The sequence below is a fragment of the Nitrospiraceae bacterium genome (assembly GCA_019637075.1).
Taxonomy (GTDB): domain Bacteria; phylum Nitrospirota; class Nitrospiria; order Nitrospirales; family Nitrospiraceae; genus JAHBWI01.
This window is the reverse complement of sequence record JAHBWI010000003.1, coordinates 387,596-408,741: the sequence shown is the minus strand read 5'-3', so window position 1 is coordinate 408,741 and position 21,146 is coordinate 387,596. Positions and strand designations below refer to the sequence as shown.

General features: G+C 60.3%; 17 protein-coding genes. 2 read left to right on the top strand and 15 right to left on the bottom strand.

The genetic code is table 11. The features are described 5' to 3' along the window. Window positions 1-67: 67 nt before the first annotated feature. The 10 genes from murG to asnS all read right to left on the bottom strand — a co-directional run bounded on the left by murG (window position 68) and on the right by asnS (window position 12,593). Window positions 68-1,189, bottom strand: a complete 1,122-nt coding sequence (gene murG / locus KF814_10030; protein ID MBX3236481.1) for an undecaprenyldiphospho-muramoylpentapeptide beta-N-acetylglucosaminyltransferase — start codon at window positions 1,187-1,189, stop codon at window positions 68-70. Further along, window positions 1,186-2,394, bottom strand: a complete 1,209-nt coding sequence (gene ftsW, locus KF814_10025; GenBank protein ID MBX3236480.1) for a putative lipid II flippase FtsW — start codon at window positions 2,392-2,394, stop codon at window positions 1,186-1,188. The genes murG and ftsW overlap by 4 nt, the downstream gene beginning before the upstream one ends. 105 nt (window positions 2,395-2,499) lie before the next feature. Next, the gene (murD, locus tag KF814_10020; GenBank protein ID MBX3236479.1) at window positions 2,500-3,885 is read right to left on the bottom strand and encodes a UDP-N-acetylmuramoyl-L-alanine--D-glutamate ligase; all 1,386 of its coding nucleotides are present in this window, start codon (window positions 3,883-3,885) and stop codon (window positions 2,500-2,502) included. 9 nt (window positions 3,886-3,894) lie between these two features. After that, on the bottom strand, window positions 3,895-4,971 hold the full coding sequence (gene mraY, locus KF814_10015; GenBank protein ID MBX3236478.1) for a phospho-N-acetylmuramoyl-pentapeptide-transferase: 1,077 nt from the start codon (window positions 4,969-4,971) through the stop codon (window positions 3,895-3,897). 62 nt (window positions 4,972-5,033) lie between these two features. Next, entirely contained in the window at window positions 5,034-6,473 is a 1,440-nt protein-coding gene (murF, locus tag KF814_10010) for a UDP-N-acetylmuramoyl-tripeptide--D-alanyl-D-alanine ligase (protein MBX3236477.1), read from the bottom strand. A 36-nt stretch (window positions 6,474-6,509) separates the two neighbouring features. After that, window positions 6,510-8,018, bottom strand: a complete 1,509-nt coding sequence (locus KF814_10005; GenBank protein ID MBX3236476.1) for a UDP-N-acetylmuramoyl-L-alanyl-D-glutamate--2,6-diaminopimelate ligase — start codon at window positions 8,016-8,018, stop codon at window positions 6,510-6,512. Window positions 8,019-8,021: 3 nt separating this feature from the next. Further along, a complete protein-coding gene (locus tag KF814_10000) occupies window positions 8,022-9,740 on the bottom strand; it encodes a penicillin-binding protein 2 (GenBank protein MBX3236475.1) in 1,719 nt (572 codons plus the stop codon). After that, the gene (locus tag KF814_09995) at window positions 9,740-10,078 is read right to left on the bottom strand and encodes a cell division protein FtsL (protein MBX3236474.1); all 339 of its coding nucleotides are present in this window, start codon (window positions 10,076-10,078) and stop codon (window positions 9,740-9,742) included. Before KF814_09995 ends, KF814_10000 begins: the two co-directional genes overlap by 1 nt. Before the next feature lie 12 nt (window positions 10,079-10,090). Continuing rightward, complete coding sequence (gene rsmH / locus KF814_09990; protein ID MBX3236473.1) at window positions 10,091-11,017, bottom strand: 16S rRNA (cytosine(1402)-N(4))-methyltransferase RsmH; 927 nt, start codon at window positions 11,015-11,017, stop codon at window positions 10,091-10,093. 283 nt (window positions 11,018-11,300) lie between these two features. Then, window positions 11,301-12,593 (bottom strand): asparagine--tRNA ligase, encoded by a 1,293-nt coding sequence (gene asnS / locus KF814_09985; protein MBX3236472.1) that lies wholly within the window; start codon window positions 12,591-12,593, stop codon window positions 11,301-11,303. Window positions 12,594-12,731: 138 nt separating this feature from the next. Here asnS and KF814_09980 point away from each other — a divergent pair, with 138 nt between their 5' ends. Continuing rightward, a complete protein-coding gene (locus KF814_09980; GenBank protein ID MBX3236471.1) occupies window positions 12,732-13,826 on the top strand; it encodes a hypothetical protein in 1,095 nt (364 codons plus the stop codon). Window positions 13,827-13,874: 48 nt separating this feature from the next. Here the strand turns inward: KF814_09980 and KF814_09975 are convergent, their stop codons facing one another. The 3 genes from KF814_09975 to KF814_09965 form a co-directional block, all read right to left on the bottom strand. Next, on the bottom strand, window positions 13,875-14,897 hold the full coding sequence (locus KF814_09975) for a hypothetical protein (protein ID MBX3236470.1): 1,023 nt from the start codon (window positions 14,895-14,897) through the stop codon (window positions 13,875-13,877). Between the two features lie 113 nt (window positions 14,898-15,010). Continuing rightward, window positions 15,011-15,538 carry a YajQ family cyclic di-GMP-binding protein gene (locus tag KF814_09970; GenBank protein ID MBX3236469.1) on the bottom strand — a complete coding sequence of 176 codons (528 nt, stop codon included), beginning with the start codon at window positions 15,536-15,538 and terminating at the stop codon, window positions 15,011-15,013. 83 nt (window positions 15,539-15,621) lie between these two features. Further along, window positions 15,622-17,631, bottom strand: coding sequence for a carbon starvation protein A (locus KF814_09965; GenBank protein ID MBX3236468.1), 2,010 nt, complete (start codon window positions 17,629-17,631; stop codon window positions 15,622-15,624). Here KF814_09965 and KF814_09960 point away from each other — a divergent pair. Continuing rightward, window positions 17,618-18,109, top strand: coding sequence for a PilZ domain-containing protein (locus tag KF814_09960; GenBank protein ID MBX3236467.1), 492 nt, complete (start codon window positions 17,618-17,620; stop codon window positions 18,107-18,109). The genes KF814_09965 and KF814_09960 overlap by 14 nt on opposite strands. Window positions 18,110-18,606: 497 nt before the next feature. Here the strand turns inward: KF814_09960 and KF814_09955 are convergent, their stop codons facing one another. Next, window positions 18,607-20,253 carry a glycosyltransferase family 39 protein gene (locus KF814_09955; GenBank protein ID MBX3236466.1) on the bottom strand — a complete coding sequence of 549 codons (1,647 nt, stop codon included), beginning with the start codon at window positions 20,251-20,253 and terminating at the stop codon, window positions 18,607-18,609. Window positions 20,254-20,269: 16 nt separating this feature from the next. Next, a complete protein-coding gene (locus KF814_09950; GenBank protein ID MBX3236465.1) occupies window positions 20,270-21,139 on the bottom strand; it encodes an FkbM family methyltransferase in 870 nt (289 codons plus the stop codon). Window positions 21,140-21,146: the final 7 nt, after the last annotated feature.

Below are 21,146 nucleotides of genomic sequence, written 5' to 3'. Positions count from 1 at the left end.
CTTCGTTCCCTGTGTCCCGCCATTGGTATTGCCTCTCCGCTCAAGCCGCCCCTCCCAGGGGCGCCGTTCAGCCGGCGCTAGCACCTCTACTGGTCTCATGACGCCTCCCCATCACGTCATAGCATTCACGGACGATGGTCTCCGCCGCGTCGATGCGGCGCATACCCCAGCTCCGGCGGCCCATCGTCTCGAGCTTTCCCTCATCGCTCATAATGTCCCGAATCGTGTCAGCCAATCTCGCCCCCGTGAGATCCGCCTGGGGCAGCAGCACCGCCCCACCCGCATTGGCCATGACCTCGGCATTCCGGAGTTGGTGGTTGTAGATCGCCGTCGGCAACGGAATCAGGATGGCCGGCTTACCGCAGACCGTCAGTTCGGCGATCGTCATCGCGCCGGACCGGGCCACCACCAAGTCAGCCGTCCGTAAGACCGAGGGCATGTCGTAGAGAAAGGGCACCACCTCAGCCGTGACTCCTTGCTCCCGGTACGCCGCAACCACGCGCGCGTGATCCGCCTCTCCTGTCTGATGTGTAATGGCCGGTACCTCTGGCATCCGCTTGAGCGAGGGAAGAGCGTCGATCATCGCTTGATTGATCGCTTTCGCCCCCTGACTTCCCCCAAAAATCAACAGATGGCGCGCGGTTTGTTTTTGTTCCGTCACCGCGGACTGCACCGCTGCCTGCAAAAAGGCCTGCCGAACCGGCGTCCCCACCACCCGCGTCTTGGCCCGATCGAAGAATCGCACCGTCGACTCAAACGCCAAGAAAATCCGACTCGCCAACGGGGCCACCGCCTTGTTCGCCATTCCCGGGTGGGCGTTGGGTTCCAGGATCACTCCCGGAATTCCCTTCATCGCCGCCGCCAGCACCATTGTGGGGCTGGTATAGCCACCGACACCAAACACCAAATCCGCCTGGTTCGCTTTCAAAATTCGGAGCGACTGCCACAGGCTCACAGGTACCGCGAGCAGCGCCTTGACGATCTCCACCGGACTCTTCCCCATCAGAGGCTTCGCGGAGATCAGTTCCAACGCAAATCCCTCATGGGCCAACACTTTTCGTTCGATGCCTCGGGCCGTCCCGACGAACAGAATCTTTGTCGAGGGATCCCGCCGCAAGAACTCGCGTGCCACGGCCACGGCCGGATACAGATGTCCGCCGGTTCCGCCGGCCGCGATCACAATCGTCATCCTTGAGCCGCTCGACTCACACGCCCGCTCCGTTGCGGTTCCGATTCGCGCCCGCCGTGCCGATCGCGCGAAATGTTCAGCAGAATCCCGACCCCGAATAGACTCGCAACCAAGGATGATCCCCCGTAACTGACGAACGGCAACGTCAATCCTTTGGTCGGCAAGAGCCCGGTCACAACGGCGGCATTGACCAAGGCCTGCATGCCGATGAGCAACGTAATCCCGGTCGCGAGATGGCGGCCGAACGGATGCCGCGCCCGTCGTGCGATCTGGAATCCCTTCACGACGAACAGCCCGAAGAGGAGAATGATCGTGGCGCTTCCCATCAGGCCCAATTCTTCGCCGACCAGGGCCAACACGAAGTCCGTATGCGCTTCCGGCAGAAAGAACAGCTTCTGTTTCCCCTCGCCGAGTCCCACGCCGAACAGTCCGCCGCTCCCGAAGGCCAGAAAAGATTGCGTGATCTGGAAGCCCGCATCCGAGGCATCCTTCCACGGCGAAAGAAACGTCAGCATCCGTTGACGGCGGTACGGCGATCCCAAAATCAGGATGGCCACAGCCGGCAACGCAATCAAGGCCAACAGGGCGAGATGCTTGACCCGCGCGCCGCCTAGAAACAGTAGCGTCACGACCACAAGCCCCATGACCACGACCGTGCCCAAGTCCGGCTCCAACAGGACCAGGCCGCTCAGCATGGCGAGAACCATCAACGGCGGCAGCAAACCCCGCGCGAAGAGCGTGAGTTTGTCGCCTTTGTTCGTCAAGAACGACGCGATGTAGATCACCGCCACCAGCTTCACCATCTCGGCCGGCTGCAGATTGACCGGCCCGAGTCGCAGCCAGCGACGGGCGCCCTTCGCTGCACTCCCCAACGACGGCACCAGCACGAGGACCAGCATCACCGTCGTCACGAACAACAGTGGGATGGCGGCCTTTTTCCAGATCGCGTAGTCGATCTTCGAGGCCACGTGCATCAGAACCAGCCCGACCGCCAACCAAGCCAGCTGGCGCTTCAGGAAATACCAGGGGTCGTGAAAGCGATTGCCCGCCACGACCGCGCTGGCGCTGAACACCATGACCAAGCCCACCATGGCCAAGATCAGGGTGACCGCCAGGATCACCGGATCCAACGCGACACTTTTCGACGGCCGCTGCACCGACGTCGGCCAGGGGAGCGACAGGGTTCCCGCAGCTCGCTGCGCCATACATCATCCCCTCGAAAGCCGGCCGCGATGCCGGGCGCCGGATGCCGGACGACGTACACACCACCGTGTCATTGATTCCTCATCATGAGTGCTGAGTGCCCCGGGTTACGGCAGGGCGTTCACCAGGGCCTTGAATTGACGCCCACGATCCTGATAGTCCGCGAACATGTCGAAGCTGGCGCAGGCCGGCGAGAGTAAGACGACCTCGCCGGGCTGCGCCCCTCGAGCAGCGAGTTCCACGGCGTCGCGGAGAGTCGCTGCATGACTGATTCGATCGAACGCACCCATGACGCTTTGAATGCGCCCGGCCGCCTCACCGATCAACACAAGCCGCTTCACCCTCTCCCGAATCAACGGCACCAGGCGGGAAAAATCTCCGCCCTTGTCCCGTCCGCCGGCAATCAACCAGATCGGTTGTTCAATGCCTTCCAACGCTTTCACTACAGCATCGACGTTCGTGCCCTTGGAATCATTGACGTAGCGAACTCCTCCCCGTTCCCGCACCACTTCCAACGCATGCTCCAACCCCGGAAAAGTCTTCAGCACCGACCGGATCGCCTCCAGGGAGCAGCCGCAGAGGAGACCATAGGTCACGGCCGCCATTACGTTTTCGACGTTGTGCAGGCCGATCAACCGCATCTCGCTGCGGCGGCAGATTTCCTCACGCGTACCGCGTACCGTAGTGACGATCCGATCGCCGTCGAGGAACGTCTCCCCCGCCAGGCCCGGCACTGAAGCGGCGCTCCGGCGAAATCCGATCACCCGGCTCTTGGCTTTCGTCCGCAGCGCGGCCACCGGCGCGTCGTCCAGATTGAACAGGGTGTAGTCGGCTGCCGTCTGGTTCTCAAAAATCCGTGCCTTCGCGGCAATGTAATCCCGCTCGGAGTCATAGCGATCCATGTGGTCCACGGTGACATTCAAGATCGCCGCAATCCAGGGATGAAACTGTTCGATGGTCTCGAGCTGAAAGCTGGAGACTTCGATCACCGCAAAGTCGTAGGCCGCGCCGCCCCGTTCCTTGGCGTTGAGCGTCGCCAACGCCGCTTCGCTGGCGGCCGTGCCGAGGTTTCCTCCCACGAAAACCTTCTTTCCGGCTTCCTGCAGAAACTTACCGATCAGAGTGACGGTCGTGCTTTTCCCATTGGTTCCCGTCACCGCCACGATTGGAGCGGTCAGGTACCGGCTGGCCAATTCCAACTCGCCGATCACCCGCACGCCGCGCGCGCGGGCACGCTTGAGGGCCTCATGGCCGGTGGGTACACCGGGACTGATCACGACCAATTCAGCATTGTCGATCGCCGCTTCGTACGATGCCCCGACCTGAACCCCGATCCTCGCGCGATCCAGTTGCGCCAACATGGCCGTCAGATCTTGCGGCTCTTTTCGATCCGCTACCGTCACCTTCGCTCCCAGGCGGTCGAGTAATTTGGCAGCCCCGACGCCGCTTCGAGCCAACCCCACGACTGCGACGCGCATATCCTTGACGTTCACGATGCTCCCTTACCGCAGCTTCAACGTGCTCAAGCTCAAAAGGGCCAACAGGATGGCGATGATCCACAGCCGCACCACGACTTTCGGCTCATCCCAGCCCTTCATTTCAAAATGGTGATGGATCGGCGCCATGCTGAAGATGCGTTTGCCGCGCAGCTTGTAAGAACCGACCTGCAGGATCACCGAGAGTGCCTCGATGACGAACACCCCGCCGACCAAGAGCAACAGCAGCTCATGCTTGCTGATGACCGCCACGGTCCCAAGCGCCGCACCCAACGGCAACGACCCCACGTCGCCCATGAACACCGAGGCGGGATAGGTATTGAACCAGAGAAAGCCGAGGCTCGATCCCAGGATCGCGCCGGTGAAGATCGCGATTTCCCCGGCTCCTTCTATATAGGGGATCAGCAAATACTCGGCCATCACGCGATTGCCCGTCACATAGGCGACGATCGTATAGGCCAAGGCAGCGATCATGACCGGACCGATCGCAAGTCCATCCAGGCCGTCGGTCAGGTTGACGGCATTCGAACTGCCGACGATCACCAACATGACGAACACGATGTAGAACCACCCCAGGTCGGGATTGAACGACTTGAAGAAGGGGACGCTCAGTTTGGTCGTGTAGCTGGGCAACGTATAGAGGAAGATGCCGATGGCCAGTGCGACGAGAATCTGCCCGGCAAATTTCTGGGAGGCCGACAGGCCCTTCGATTGCCGCTTGATGAACTTCAAGTAGTCGTCGGCAAACCCGACCGCGCCGAAACCTACGGTCGCCAGCACGACCAGCCATACGTACCGATTGGTGATGTCGGCCCACAGAACCGTCGACAACACCACGGCAAAGACGATCAGGATACCGCCCATGGTCGGGGTTCCGCTCTTCGTCAAGTGACGTTTCGGACCGTCGTCGCGAATCTGCTGCCCGAGCTTGATCTCCTGCAGCTTGCGAATGACCCAGGGTGCCATCACAAAGGCGATGAGGAACGCGGTGACCGCCGCATAGATGATTCGGAAGCTTTGGTACCGGAAGACGTTGAGAAACGAAAACTGTGTGTGGAGGGGATAAAGCCAGTTGTACAGCATCCTACTGTGTCTCTGCCCGTCGATCCGTGACGGGCGGTAAAAGGTCTACCTCAAACCACCCTTCATGAGGCTTTCTTGGCGCCGCGTCGCAGGCCGGCCAGCGTCTCGATGACCTGTTCCATTCGCATCCCGCGGGACGCTTTCACCAACACGACGTCGCCCTGTCGCACCATCGTCTTGAGCATCGCGCCGCCCGCAGCGGAATCCGGCAGCTCGACGATCCGATCGGACGACAGCCCGGCCTGCCTGGCCCCTTCGGCGATCTCCTTGCCCAACGCACCGCAGGCCAGCAGGCGATTGATCCCCTGTGCAGCCACGAAGGCCCCGACCTCCCGGTGCATGCGCTTGCTTTCTGGCCCCAATTCCAACATGTCTCCGACGACGGCGATCGACCGCTTCCCTCGCCCCAACTCGGCCAGCAGCTGCAAGGCCGCCTTCATCGAAGCAGGGTTCGCGTTGTAACAGTCGTTGATCACCCGGACGCCGTGCATCATGCTGATTTGCGAACGCATGGCTGCCGGGCGAAACTTCCCAAGCCCTTCGGCGATCGCGCTCCCCGAAAGCCCCAAGGCATGCCCGACCGCCGCCGCCGCCAGAGCATTGCCGACGTTGTGCGTGCCTTGCGTACAAATGCGAACCTGCGTCTGACGGCTTTTCCCTGGAAGCACCAGCCCGAACACCGTCCCGCCCTTGGCGTCGGCAGCGATGCCTACTGCGCGCACATCCGCCTTCGGAGACTGGCCGAACGAGACGACCCGGCACTGGGCTCGCGCGGCCAAGTAATCAAAATACTCATCGTCGGCATTCAGGATCACCGCGCCGTCCTCGGGAAGCTGCTCGAGCAACTCCGCCTTGGCCTGCGCCGATCCCTCCATGCTGCCGAAAAATTCCAGGTGATCCGGCCCGATATTCGTAATGAGGCCGACCGTAGGCTCGGCGATCTCGCAAAGCTTGGTGGTCTGCCCCTGCTGGTCCACCCCCATCTCGATCACGGCCGCCTGGTGGCGCGGCGTGAGAAGAAACAAGGTCTGAGGCACCCCGATCCGGTTGTTGAGATTGCCCTCGGTTTTCAAGGTTCGCCAACGTTGCGCCACCACGTGCGCCACCATTTCTTTCGTCGTCGTCTTCCCATTGCTCCCTGTCACGGCGATGACCGGAATCGGGAAGCGGCTCCGGTGGTAGGTGGCCAACTTTTGATAGGCCTCCAGCGTGTCCTTCACGCCTATCAGTACAGGCGACTCGACGGTTCGCTTGGACGGCGGCGGCGTATAGTCCTCCTGCACGATGGCAGCCACAGCCCCCTTCCCGAACGAGGCAGGAACGAAGGCATGCCCGTCGAAGCGATCCCCTTGGAATGCCACGAACAGATCGCCTTTTCCGACGGCCCGGGAATCGCTGATCACCCGCTTGATCCGCTTTTTCAAACAGGCGGGCGACCTGCCGGACAACAGTCTGGCGCCCAGGACCTCCAAGACCTCTTCAACGGTAAACAGCGACGTCATCTCGCGCCTATCACTTGTCCTTTGTTCGACTCATCGCTACAGGGGCGTTCGCCGACGGACAATCGCGTCCCGCGCGACTTCCCGATCGTCGAAATGGTGTTTCGTCGTCCCCACGATCTGATAATCCTCATGCCCCTTGCCCGCAATCAGCACCATGTCGCCTGACTTGGCTTCCACAACGGCCGTCTCGATAGCAGCCTTGCGATCCGCAATCATCCGGTACTGCACATGGCCCCTGACCGCCAGCGCCTCTTTCACGCCGACTTCCACCTCGCGCAGGATCGCGGCTGGATCCTCGGTCCGTGGATTGTCTGACGTCAGCACGACCACATCGCTGTATTGGACCGCCGCGCGGCCCATTTTCGGACGCTTCGTCCGGTCACGGTCGCCACCGCAGCCGAACACCGTGATGATTCGTCCGGTGCGCAACGCTTGTGCGGCAGTCAACAATCGAATGAGCGCATCCTCCGTATGGGCATAATCCACCACGACGGTGAAATCTTGGCCGGCTTCGACACGCTCGAACCGTCCCGGCACGTTGGTGACGCGAGCAACTGCTGAATGCACCTGCTCAAGGGTCATGCCCTCGTGCAACACCACGCCGATCGCAGCGAGGAGGTTATAGACGTTGTGTTCGCCGACCAGACGGCTCTCGATGTCGATATCGCCCACCGGCGTACAGAGCCTGAAGGAGGTGCCTTTCGGCGACAGAGTTAACCGCTCCGCCCGCAGATCGGCAGGGGAATGAAGACCATAGGTCCAGACCGGAGCCGTGCAGGCATCCCGCATCCGTCCTCCCCACGGGTCGTCCAAATTGATGACGGCTCGTTTTCGTCCCGGCTTGGTTTCGCCTTGGCCCAGCTCGGAAAACAGTCGACGTTTCGCCTGAAAGTAACTTTCCATGTCGACATGAAAATCGAGATGGTCCTGCGTCAGGTTGGTAAAGACCGCCACATCGAATTCCGCGCCCGCCGTCCGATCCAGCGCAAGCGCGTGGGAGGACACCTCCATCACCGCACTATCGAGCTTCGCCGTGACCATACGGGCAAACAAACTCTGCAATTCCAGGGCGCCGGGCGTGGTATGGGAAGCGGGAATGGTTTCGGATCCCACCAGATATGCGACGGTGCCGATGAGCCCCACATGCCGGCCGACCGCCTCCAGCATGCTCTTCACCACATAGGTCGTCGTCGTCTTTCCATTGGTGCCGGTCACTCCGATCAGCCGCAACCGAGCGGAAGGATTTCCGTGGAACCGGGCCCCCAGGAGGCCCAACGCCGCGCGTGAGTCCTTGACCATTACGATGGGAATCGATCCGAGCGACACCGGCCGTTGGGCGACGACCGCCGCCGGCTGTTGCTTCGCAACGGCGTCCAGAAAATCGTGGCCGTCAACCCGCTCCCCCTTCACCGCAACGAAGAGTGCTCCCGGCTTCACCTTGCGGGAATCGTCCGTCACATCGGCGATCGTCACGCGCTGATCTCCGGTCCGTCCCTGCACACCAAGGAGCCCCTGGATGGGGCCGATCAATTCATCGAGGGTCATGTCTCACGATTCAAAGCCCGCCATCGCGAGCTTGACAGGTTCGTCCACCGCCACTCCGAGATAGTTGAGGACTTGCTCTCCCACCCGCCGGAATACCGGCGCCGCCACCACGCCGCCCCACCCCTCGCCGTGCGGCTCGTCGATCACCACGATCATGGCCAAACGCGGATCTTCCGCCGGTACGTAGCCCAAGAACGAACCGACCAGCAGCGTTGAGGAATAGGCTCCGGTCCGTGGATCCACTTTCTGGGCCGTTCCCGTCTTGCCTGCGACGCGATACCCGGGAATGGCCGCTTTGCCGCCGGTTCCATTCGTCACGACCCCTTCAAGAAGGTGTGTCAGGGTGCGGGCGGTGTCCTCGGAGATCACGCGGCGTCGAGCCTGCGGCATGGTCTGCGCGATCAATTGCCCTTTGGCGTTGCGAATTTCAGAAACCAGGTGAGGCTTCATCAAGACGCCGCCGTTCGCAATCGCCGAAATGGCCGTGACCATCTGTAGCGGTGTCACCCCGACCTCTTGGCCCATTGAAATCGAGGCGAGCGAACGCTTGCCCCACTCCCGAGGGCTCTTGAGGAGACCGCCGGTTTCCCCCGGCAGATCGATGCCGGTCTTATCCCCGAAACCGAACTCCTTTAAATAATCAAACACACGCCATTCACCGAGCGCCATGCCCACTTTCGCCGCGCCGATATTGCTCGACTTTTGAATCATCTGAGCGAAGGTCATCCATCCCATTTTTTCATGGTCGTGAATGACGGTCTTGGCGATCTGAAATTGCCCGTTTTCACCATAGAGCATGGAGTCGGGCCGCATCACCTTTTCTTCGAGCGCCGCCGCCGCAATTACGGTCTTCATCGTCGAGCCGGGTTCGTACGTGTCCGTCAGCGCCCGGTTCCGCCATCGGTCCGGAACCAATGCACCCACGGTATTCGGATCAAATCTTGGACTCACGGCCATGGCCAAGATGCCGCCCGTTTTGGGATCCATCACGACGATCGTGCCCGACTTCGCGCTGGAGCGGCTCACCGCTTCGTCGAGTTCCTTTTCAGCGATGTACTGAATCACTTCGTCGACGGTCAACGTCAGGCTGTGGCCGCCCGCAGCGCCCTCCTCGTTGAGCCCCTTCGGGAAAACCGCCCGGCCCAAGGCATCGCGTTGCAGCACCACGTTGCGCTTCTCGCCGCGCAGATATTGCTCATACCTCAGCTCGATCCCCTCCAAGCCACGGTCATCCATGCCGGCGAAACCCAGCACGTGGGACAACAGCGGCCCCTTAGGATAGAAGCGTCGTCCTTCCATCACGACCCCGACCCCGTCCAGCGAAAGTTGCTCGAGGCGACGACCCTGCTCGGGCTCCAGTTTGCGCGCGAGCCATACGAAATGCTTTTCCTGCTTCAGTTTCTTTTCCAACTCTGTCGCTTTGACGTGGAGAATCGACGACAAATTCCGGGCGGTGCGGCGAGGATCCTCCAGACTCGTCGGCACACCGAACACGGACGGCACTTCCACGTTCATCGCCAACACTTTGCTGTTCCGGTCGTAAATGGTACCGCGAGCCCCCTCAAGCGTCACGTTCTTTTGATGTTGGCGATCGGCTCGCTGGGTCAGCTCCGCCGACTGCTGCACCTGGAGGTTGACCAGGCGCACGAGCACGACACAGAACCCGGCGGCCAACAGGCCGGCCACCACGAATCGGCGACCTCGGAAGGGGACGGTTGCCACTACCGGTTTCTCCGGAATACGACGTTCTTCGCGAGAGTCATCTCACCCTGCCGCTCGGCCAGCACCGGAACCGTAGGGACTTCCGGCTCCAGATGTACGACCACCACCTGCCCCTTGTCCGGCTGAATCATGCCCAACTTGTCCGTAGCCATCCTGGCGATCCGTTCCGGTGCAGTGAGGGTCGACAGCTTGACGCGCAGTTCGTCACGTTCTCGCTCGAGCACCACTTTCTGCCCTTTCAATCGTTCGATCTGGTATCCGATCCGAACAATGTCCACACGCTCCCACACGAAGAGCAGGACCAAGGACGTGATGGCGGCGAATGCGATGGCTTTCATTGCGTACGCTCCTTAGGAAAGCCGCTCTCCGACCCGCAACTTCGCGCTGCGCGATCGGGGATTTCGGCAACATTCAACCTCAGAGGCCATAACCGGCTTCTTCGTGAGGATCTGCAACGATGCGTCGGGACCAGAGGCCAGAGCACGGAAGGTCGTCTTAACGATACGGTCTTCGAGCGAATGAAACGAGACGGCGCACACGCGTCCGCCCGGCGCCAAAATATCGACGGCATCGCGGAGCGCCGGCTCAAGCACTTCCAGCTCCCGATTCACCGCAATGCGCAGCGCCTGAAAGGTCCGCGTCGCGCAGTGAATCCGTCCGTGACGGTAAAATCCGGGAACGGCGCGCTCCACAATTGCGGCCAGACGCCCCGTCGTCTCAATCGACGCCTCCCGGCGAGCCTGCACAATGGCGCGGGCGATTCGCCGCGAGTATCGCTCTTCGCCGAGGTGGTACAACACGTCCGCCAACTCGCTTTCGGGCAACTCGCGAACCAGATCGGCTGCGGTGCGGCCCTCCGCTCGATCCATCCGCATGTCGAGCGGACCATCTTCACGAAAGCTGAAACCGCGGTCGGCACGATCGAGCTGGGGAGAGGACACGCCCAAATCGAACACGACACCATCCACACGCGAGAATCCGAACTGCGACACGACCGATTTCAGGTCACTAAAGTTTCCGTGGTGCAACCGCGCACGAGACTCAGCCGTCGCCAATCGGTGACGCGCCGCATCCAGGGCATCACGATCGCGATCGATCCCGACCAGCACTCCGGACGGGGCGCTCTGATCGAGTATTCGAATGGCTAGCCCTGCATAGCCGATCGTGCAGTCCACGTAGACTCCACCGGGTTTGCACCGCAGCCAAAAAAGTATTTCTTCAATGAGAACTGGCTCATGGGCAACGCGGGCGACATCTGTTTTTCCATTTTCACCCACTTTTACCCACTCGATGGTCGGAGTATACACCCAACCAAACCCTTGTCAACAGAATTTACCTTGAAATATCAGCATTATTATTTGTTATTCTGCCGAGTAAAATGGAGACGCAAATTCATCACTATCCACAACTGTGGAGAAGTCTGTGGGAAACTATCCCACCTAGCAACAAATCTGATGGAAGAGGGCTGCACAGTCCTGAGAAATGGACAGTCAGGCGTCGGAAACTTTGAAATCTGGGGAATGTCCCCGGCGGCCATTCGCCGGGGACCGTGGAGAGCGATTACGGGTAGAGCCGATAGAGCATGCGGGGGAAAGGGATGGTTTCTCGGACGTGCTCAAGGCCGCAGATCCACGCCACCGCCCGTTCGATTCCCATGCCGAATCCCGCATGAGGAACGGAACCGTACCGGCGCAAATCGAGATACCACTGGAAAGCCTCGAGCGGCAGATGATGTTCGTGAAGTCTCGCCAACAGCTTGTCGTATTCGTGAATGCGCTGCCCACCGCCGATAATTTCACCGTAGCCCTCTGGCGCGAGCACATCCATGCAGAGCGCGAGATCTGTCCGAGCAGGATCCGTTTGCATATAAAAGGCTTTCAACGCCGCCGGATATCGATGCACGATTACGGGCCGATCGAATTCATTCGAGAGAATCGTCTCCTCATCGCCGCCGAAATCGTCACCCAACTTCGCAGGATTACCTCGGCGCTGCAGCAGCGCGATTGCGTCTTCATAGGTTATGCGCGGGAATGGCGCCACCACCCGTTCCAGTTTGGCAATATCGCGCTCAAGAATTTGCAACTCGCCGCGACGATGACGGAGCACGGCCGCCACGATATGCGATAGGAATTGCTCTGCCAACTCCATCATGTCGCTCAGTTCGGCAAATGCAACCTCCGGTTCCACCATCCAAAACTCCATCAGATGCCGGCGTGTTTTGGATTTCTCCGCACGAAAGGTCGGACCGAAGCAGTACACTTTCCCAAACGCCGCAGCCGTGGCCTCGCTGTATAGTTGCCCGCTTTGGGTTAAGTATGCCGTCTCATCGAAGTACTGAGTTTGGAACAGCGTCGTCGTGCCTTCGCAGGCATTCGGCGTGAAAATCGGCGCATCCACGAGCGTGAATCCCCGATCATCGAAAAAATTCCGGCAGGCGCGAATGATTTCGTGACGCACCCGCAGCACAGCGTGCTGGCGGCTGGACCGTAACCAAAGATGTCGATGCTCCATCAGAAAGCCGGTCCCGTGTTCCTTCGGCTGTATCGGGAATGGCTGGGCCACCTGCAGCACGTCGAGACGCCGCACATCCAGTTCGAAGCCGCCTGGCGCACGGACATCCTGACGCAACGTACCGGTGAGGACGACGCTCGACTCCTGCGTCAATTCTGCAGACCGAGCGAATTGCTCGTCACCGACGGCAGCCTTGCTGACCACCGCCTGCAAATCGCCCGTACCGTCTCGCAGGATGAGGAAATGCAGCTTCCCCTTGTCTCGCCGACTGCGCAGCCAGCCGCGGATCGTGACTTCCTGGCCCGCGTGCGCGCCGGCCTCATCGATATAGATCACAGGCATGGATACACCCTTCTGTATTGGTCAGTTGCACGGCTCTCTCGCGGGCGAGCCTAGCGAACAGCGCAGAGGTTTGCAAGGCACGCGCAATTCGCTCGTTTCGTTGACACATCCAGGACCCGGGCGCAGAATCGGTTCACTATGATGAAATCACTCGGCTGGCATACGGCGCCTCTTCTCATGCTGCTCATCGGCTGGTATCTGCTCCACCAACCGTTGGTCGGCCACGCAGGCGAGTTCCGCTCCAACAATCCCTTGAATCAACCGGGCAAGGTCTATTGGTGTCCCGACCGGACATCAGACAAGCAAATTTCCGCCACCGCGGACGGCGATTGTGCCGCCCTCTACGATGCGGAGCGAGACCGCAAAAAGCCGAAACGGTACGGCCGACAGGAAGAAGATGTCCAGCAGGATCCCCCCAAGGAACCGCTCAAAATCCTTGAAATTCAGAACGAAGCCTCAAAGTTTACGAAGGAATATCGGGCGTTCCTCGACTGTTGCGTCACTGACATCGATTCGCTGGAAAAAATCGACGAGCTCCTGGACCATGCCAACCATATTCTCATGTCGGTGCAACAGAAGGGCATCTACAACAGCGCCGGCTTCGGTAGAGGATCGGGACTGAGTGGGCTCGACGGCGGCGCCGGAAAATCTCCCAAACTGGGAACGTTCGCCCGGCAGTGGACGTTGAGCGAGATCGTCGGCACCGTCGCCAGGGCTCGAGACGACCTGCACAAGATCGAAGCTAAACTCACCGACATCATCGGCCGGATGGAAAAACTCGACTCATTGGGCTACGAAGAGCGAGGGATTGAGACCAGGCGTATCGAGGAGGACCGTGACGACCTGCAGAAACAATTCCACAGCCGCAAGCTGCCGAATTCCGCCCCCACCGGCATGGACATTCATGACACCACGCTTCCGGTCCGCATCGGCGGCGATATCGAAAACACCGAGCTGAACCAATCGCTGAATCCGAGCTTCGGGGCCGACATCGGCGCCACCGTGTCTCCCTACAGCAATGTGAATGAATCGCTGAAGCCCAGGCGGGGGGAAGACGCGAGGGATAGCGCGCTGACTGATCGGGTCGGTCCCCGCACCCAGGACACCAACCTGCCGAACAGCTTCGGCTTCGATATCGACAAATCCCAGAACGCGCAAGGCTCCGGGGTGCAAAACCGCGGCGTAGGCCCGGCGATCGGAGACTCTTCCCTCAACAACCCGTCGCGACGGTAGCGTAAACGCGACTCGGTCGGAGTCCCAGCCGCAACCTCGAGCGTCGTTTCATTCTTTCGAAAACGAGGACGGAAGAGGCTCCCACTTCATTCCCCCGTCACCGCTGCGGTAGAGACCACTACCGTTCGTTCCGGCATAAAACAGCTTAGGGTCTATCTGGCTCTGGGCCAGCGAGCGGACATTCGTCGAGGCCAGCCCCTCGTTGAGCGTGACCCAGCTTGCCCCGGCATCCTCACTCCGATGTACCCCATCGCGACCCGCCACATACAACACCCCTTTGCGTGCTCGGTCGACCACCATCGCGATGATCATCTGATCGGCAAGCGACTCCCCGATTCGCGCCCAACTCGCCGCTCCATCAGTCGTCTTGTACAGACCGGCTAGAGTCGCGGCATAGACTATTGAAGAATCGAACGGATCAACCTGGATGGACGTCACATTCAGCGCACGCGAGGTCTTCACCATGTCCGGAGGCACGAGGCCGTTGTTCACCTTCTCCCAATGTCCGGCCTGATCGGTTGATTTGTACACGCCGCCGCTCGTCCCGGCGTAGAGTACGGAAGGGTGGGCCGGATCCATCCCCAAGGTGATGACCATCAACACTTCCTTCATCCCATCCATCCGCTTCGACCAATTCTCTCCGCCGTTTTTGCTCTCATACACCCCCATGGTGGTCGCGAGCAAAATGTGCTGACTGTCCAGCGGATCAAATATGAACTGGTTCACCACAGAAGAAATGGTGGCATCATCGAGGCCGGCCCGCATAGAAGCCCAGCGCTGCCCGCCGTCGTAACTCTTGTAGACGGCGTCACCCTTCGTGCCGGCATAGACGGTGGCTGGATAGGCCGGATCGACCGCCATCGCAATCACTCGCGAATGGCTCATGCCTTTCGTGAGATTCGACCAGGTCTTGCCCCCGTCTCGCGTCTTGAAGATGTAGTCGTTGGTGGCGATGTAGAGGATGTCGGGATTCTTGGGATGGAGTTGAATGACGACGATCGGATCGCTGCCACCGCACCCTGGGAGGGTCAGAACAATGCAGCACAGCAGGCATAAAAGGAAGCGCTTCACACGTGGCCCCTCGTCAGGCCCACCGGACGTAAACCAGTACCGGCAACGGTGCACTCCGTGGGAAATAGCGGGCGCTCGTCAGGCAAGCCAACCGACCGACGCCCTCGCCCGACTCACCGAAAATTCGTGTATTGTAGATCGATGCCGAAATCTTTCCCCTTCAAGAAGGCGATCGTCGACTGCAGTTCGTCTTTGCTCTTGCTCAGCACCCGCACCTGTTCGCCTTGAATCTGCGCCTGCACCTTGAGCTTGGAATCCTTCACGGCCTTCGTAATCTCCTTGGCCTTCTCGGATGCGATGCCACTTTGGATTTTGGCAACCTGACGGACGGTCCCGCCCAGCGCTTGCTCGATGGCGCCGTAGTTGAATGCCTTGAGGGACACGCCGCGCTTCACGCACTTGCCTTTGATGATTTCTTGCACCGCCTTCAGCTTGTACTCGTCGTCTGACACCACCGACAATTCCTTCTCTTTTTCCTTCAGCATGATCTCCGTCTTCGAATCCTTGAAATCGAATCGCTGTTTGATTTCCTTGGTCGACTGATCGACGACGTTCTTCATCTCCTGCATGTTCACTTCAGATACGACATCGAATGAAAATTGATCAGCCACGGTAACCTCCTGATTGTCGTTGTCGGCCATTCGTGAAACACGCGGCGTGGAATGCTTCAGGCACATCATATGAGTAGGCATGAGGAGTCGAGAGCGCCGACGCGTCTATCCGATCAGCAGCATCCCCCGCCCGGAGGAAGCTTGAACCCCTGGTTCGCCCCATGGCGACAAATAGTGGAGCGTCGATGACCGGCCGTTCCACCGCCTGCCGTCACGAACACCTCGCTGCTCGTAAACGGTCTCTTCAGGACGACATAGCCATACCACTGCTTCAGGCTGTCGCTCAAGACGATGACTCCCAACAATGCCACCACCGCCACGAGCACCGCATCTAGGTACAGAGCGAATGCCTGCCCCGCCGCCAAAGTCGCCGCCTTCCTCATGAACATGCCGAACATTTCGTACGAGCCCGTCAGGGTGATGAGTCCCACGAACAGCATCGGCAAGGCCGTCACCCACAGGTACGGAGACTTCCACATCTTGATCAACACCGTCGTCGCGATACAGAGCGCCAAGGTGCCCAGCAGCTGGTTTGCCGCGCCGAACATCGGCCAGATCGTCGAGATGCTGCCCGTCCCGATGAGATAGGCCCAGGAGCCGACCACAAAAGCGCTGCTCAACAGAACGCCGGGCAGCCAATTCATCCGGCGAAACGGCGCATAGACCCGGCCGGCCATTTCCTGAATGAGGTAGCGTGCGACACGAGTCCCGGTATCGATCGTGGTCAGAATGAACAGGGCCTCAAACACCAACGCAAACTGATACCAGTAGGCCATCAATCCCGACATGCCGGGCAATGCGGCGAAGATCGAGGCCATACCCACAGCCAAAGACACCGCGCCTCCGGGACGTCCCGCCACATCCACTTCGACGAGTTGCGAGAGTTCGGCGATTCGGGACGGCGCAAACCCCATGGCGGCCAATTTGTCCGGCGAGAGCGTCGTGTTGATCGCCAAATAGTCGCCGGGAATCAGGACGGAGGCCGCAATCAGCGCCATGACCCCGACAAAGCTTTCCAACAGCATGGCCGCATATCCGACCACAGCTTGGGATTCCTGCTCGATCATTTTCGGCGTCGTTCCGGACGATACGAGCGAGTGAAAACCGGAAACCGCGCCGCAGGCAATCGTGATGAACAGGAACGGGAACAATGTGCCGGGAATGATCGGCCCGCCACCGTTGGCGAATGCGGTAACCCTGGGCATTTCTATCGTCGGAGCCATGAGGATGACTCCGAAGCCGAGCAGAAACACCACGCCCAACTTCATAAAGGTGGACAAGTAGCCGCGCGGAACCAGCAGCATCCAGCCGGGCAACACCGAGGCCAGAAATCCATACCCTGCAAGCAGCCAGACCAGCGCCGGTTTCTCGAACTCGAACAGCCACGCGTAGGAAGACTGACCGACGACCCGGCCGAACATCACAGCCGCGATCAAGAGCACCACGCCCAGAACCGACACCTCTGCCACCGCACCAGGTCGAAACCTCTGAAGGTAGAAGCCCATCATCAAACCGATCGGGATCGTCATCGCAATCGTGAAGGTTCCCCAGGCGTTGTGATGGAGCGCATTGACCACCGCGAAACCCAGCCCGGCCAATGCCACCACCACGATAAAGAGCACCGCCACTGCCGTCGCGGTGCCGGTAATCGACCCCAGTTCGTCGTGGGCGATCTCAGGCAGCGAGCGCCCGTTGCGACGCATCGAGGCGACCAGGATAATGAAGTCCTGCACCGCGCCCGCAAGCACCGCACCGATCACCAGCCAAAGGAACCCGGGAAGAAAACCGAATTGCGCCGCAAGGACCGGCCCAAGAAGCGGACCGGCCCCGGCAATCGCAGCGAAGTGGTGTCCGAAAAGCACGACCCGGTTTGTGGGATGAAAGTTCACCCCGTCGTTCAGCCGCACGGCAGGCGTCACGCGCTGGTCGTTCAGTTCGACGACCCGTCGGGCAATCCAGCGCCCATAGAAACGATAGGCCAGCACATATATGCAGGCGGCAGCCACGACGAGCCACAGACCATTCACTTTTTCGGAAGGGTTGACGAGACCGACGACGTGAGCGAGGGATACGGCGCCGAGAATGGAGAGGACGGCCCACAAGGCCTGCATGACAGCCGACATGCGCGGCATCCTATCACAAAAACCCCGAGGTACGTCCGTCTGGCAGCGCCGAGTCCCCACCGACTTTGCTATACTTCTTACCACTATGTCACTGGACAGGCCCCACTCGCAGCCGTCCGCACAAGATCGCCGCGACTATTACCGCATCACCGTGACACTTCCCGTGAAGCTCGAAGCCGCCAACGGTGGCAAGGAGACGCTCTTCGTCGAGAAATCGATCAACATCAGCGGCGGCGGCATCGGCATGACGGTCGATGCGCCGTACCAACCCAACGACACTCTTACGCTCACGCTGCAGTTGCCGGACCAATCGGTATTCACCTCACCCATCGAGGTGCTACGACTCAACCCCCTCACCGCAGGCGGCTATCGCCTGCATGCCCGCTTTGTGAAACTCACCACGCAAAACCGCGAGTTGCTGATCAGGCACATCACCCGCTTCCAGCGCAGTAATCTCCAAGAGCACTATTCGGCCTGAGTCGAGCGGAGGCCGGTCACTCGCCTCTGGGTACAAGGCCGGCCGTGACCTGAGTGTGAGCGCTCTCGCCCGATTTATTGTTTGACGCAGGTCTGGTTACCGTGGACAACGAGGATTAGATCGGGGCCGGCCGATGCGGCACGGAGGCACATCAAGCGGCTCAGTCGACTACCGGCTGGGGATGCCCGCGAGGCGGACTCTCAACATAGCTACCGCAGACGAGACACACAGTCCCCCCCGTCGGCACTGCTTGCTCATACTCCGGCTCGACGGACGGGTGAAGGCAGAGATCGTTGCCCTGCCGCTTCCAGGCTCGCCTCAGGAGGATTGCCGTCAGTTGCTGCATGGGGGGCAACCTTTCTCGAGAGAAATGGCCCTGACGAAAATCATTATAGACATTTCCCTATTTCTGTAAAGCATTTTTCCTAGGCACCAGCCTGTCGTCCAAACACCTGCATGGCGAAGGTGACGCAAGCAGGAGTTGGGAAGGGACACAATTAAGGAGTCACTGCAGGCACCCGAGCACGCACTCGTTCGTAAACCTGATACCGGCCCACCCGATGGAGCAACTTCAGTTGTCCCTCGTCGACGAGCGATTGGTAGAGGTTGGCCCAGCGACCGAACTCACCCACGACCACGAAGGCCGGATCGGCTTGCAGAGGGTCGTAGGTCAGATGCCGTTGGGCATGCCATCCTTGCCTGATCAAATCTACGTTCAATTCAGCGGGCGGATAATGGTATGGGCGGTCCAAGAGCAGAAACAGTTCGCTTTCGTAAGTTTCGATCATCGCCCCAGTCGGCACATGCTCGTGGAGATACTCGACGACTTGCGGAAGCGCCTGGTCCGCCTCGCGACCTTTGAAATGTATGCGCGCCTGCACCGCCATCCAACAGAGCAATAGCGCGAGCGACACGACAGCCAACGCTCTGGCCTTGCTCCACGGACCGTCGCCTTGCCCCCTCAGTCCACGGCGGACGGCCCGAAGATCGAGGCCATGACTCCATTCGACGATGATCGCGGCAACGAACGGCGATGCCGCAAACCACATGGGGAACGCGTAGCGTGCTCCTCCCAACGAGAGACAAAAGAACCACCCAAACCAACTGACGGCAAATGTGAGCAACATGACACGCGGGACCGCTAAGCCGTGAATCGCATCGCCTGTTCGCCAGTGCGCGACGGTCGACCAGACGGCCACGCCGAGCCCGCAAAGGGTCGGGACCAGGAAGGTGGCGGTAAAGATCACGGCATCCATCCGAACGCGCGGAGCAAATACCAACGCGGAGGCCTGGAGCAAGCCCGTCATCGTCGGTGTGGGCAAGGTGTGTCCCGCCAAGACGAGCGATTTCAGTTCTCCCAAGAGCAAGAACAACCCCCAGGCCGCCGCTCCTGCGCTGCTGACCCAGAAGCTTGTCCGCCAATCCCGTCGCGCAAGGCTCCACATCAACGGCACGGTCAGCGACAAGGTCCAGAATGGACGGACCTGCGCCTTCGTCCAGAGCGCCAAACCCCAACAGCCGACCGCACCGACCCACCAGCCGGGATGGCGGTGCAGAAAGGTCGCGCAGAGGTACCCGGCCAGGAGAAAACACAGCATGGGCATCTCGCCCAACACCTGCCGCCCAAGAATGAGCGGATGCATCTGCCAATTCACGGGCAAGAACAGAGCCAGGACCAACGTGACTGTCGCCACTTTCTGATCGAAGCAGCGCGCCGTCAGCCCATAGAGCAGCGCCAGCGTAAGTACGCTGTAGAGCACCCCGATGAATCTCGCCTGCCACAGCCCGACCCCCAACAATTGAAAACCCGCTGCGACGGAGGCCACCACCGGAAAATGACCGGCCAAAATCGGTGGCGCCGGGCGCCCCTCCAATAAGCAGCCATAGTGACCCGTCTCGACCCATTGCCGCGCCACGCAAAGGGTCCACCCTTCATCCCACCAGGGTGCCGGCGTGCGATCCAGTTCGAAAAGCCCCATCAGGATGGCCGCCGCCGCGAAGACCGTTGCGACGACGCCCCGTCGCCAGGCAGGACCGTCGCGTTTCCCGGGCGTCGGCCCATCCCGACGAGCCACATCAGACAGGGCGCACGGGTCCTCCAACTCCATCCCGCTCGACTCCCGAGAATCTCTGTGTGCAGGCATCGCCTGCCGGGCATCCCTAGTCACGATAGGCATACAACATGACGTTTTGGTAGCGATTGCGCTCGTACAGCGGCATACAGACCGCATCGAGTTGATAATCGAACCCCTGCGATTCCAATACGGACAAGAACGATGCCAACTGTGCGCGTTCTCCGCCGATCTTGTGATGGAACTCGATCAGCAACTCGCGCACAGCCTTGAGGCACCCCTTCCCCGCCAGATCCCGCAACACCTCATCCTCCGCCCCTTCGACGTCGAGCTTCAGGAAATCCACCTGCCGCCCGGCCAACAGGGTCTCGAACAACTCCGATAGGGCGAGGGTGGGGACCGTGACTGTGTCCTTGGGCATTCGCAGCGGATTCAAACTCATTCGTAGCGCGCCGGGATGGGCATGGTCGACGTGAAATTCGGCGGTACCGGACACATCCGACAGCGCAACGTTGTAGACCTGGACCCTGCTCGGATGGTTCGCCGCCACATTCTCCTTCAACAGGGCAAAGGTCGCGGGATCCGGCTCGAACGCATGCACTTCCGCCTCCGGATACAGCCACTTGAAATAGACGGTCGCGAGGCCGATGTTGGCGCCGCAATCCAGCACGAGCGGACGCGGAGTCGGTGCTTCGAAGTAATATTCGTTTCGAAGCCAAATCACCCGGCAAAGGAGGTGGAAGGTTCGATAGTCGAAACAACGAATCGTCCAACCAAACAGGCGCTCACGATCGAGCGGCCGGACCGGATGCAGGAACAGCAACTTGCATGTCAGGCGCGTGTAGGTAGCCAGGATTCGTGCTTTGATCCGCCAGGAAAAGCGCCCCCGAAGCAGGTACGGAGCGAACATCAGCGTATCGAAGATGACTTCGAGCACCAGCCAGATGCCGCGATTCATGCTCAAC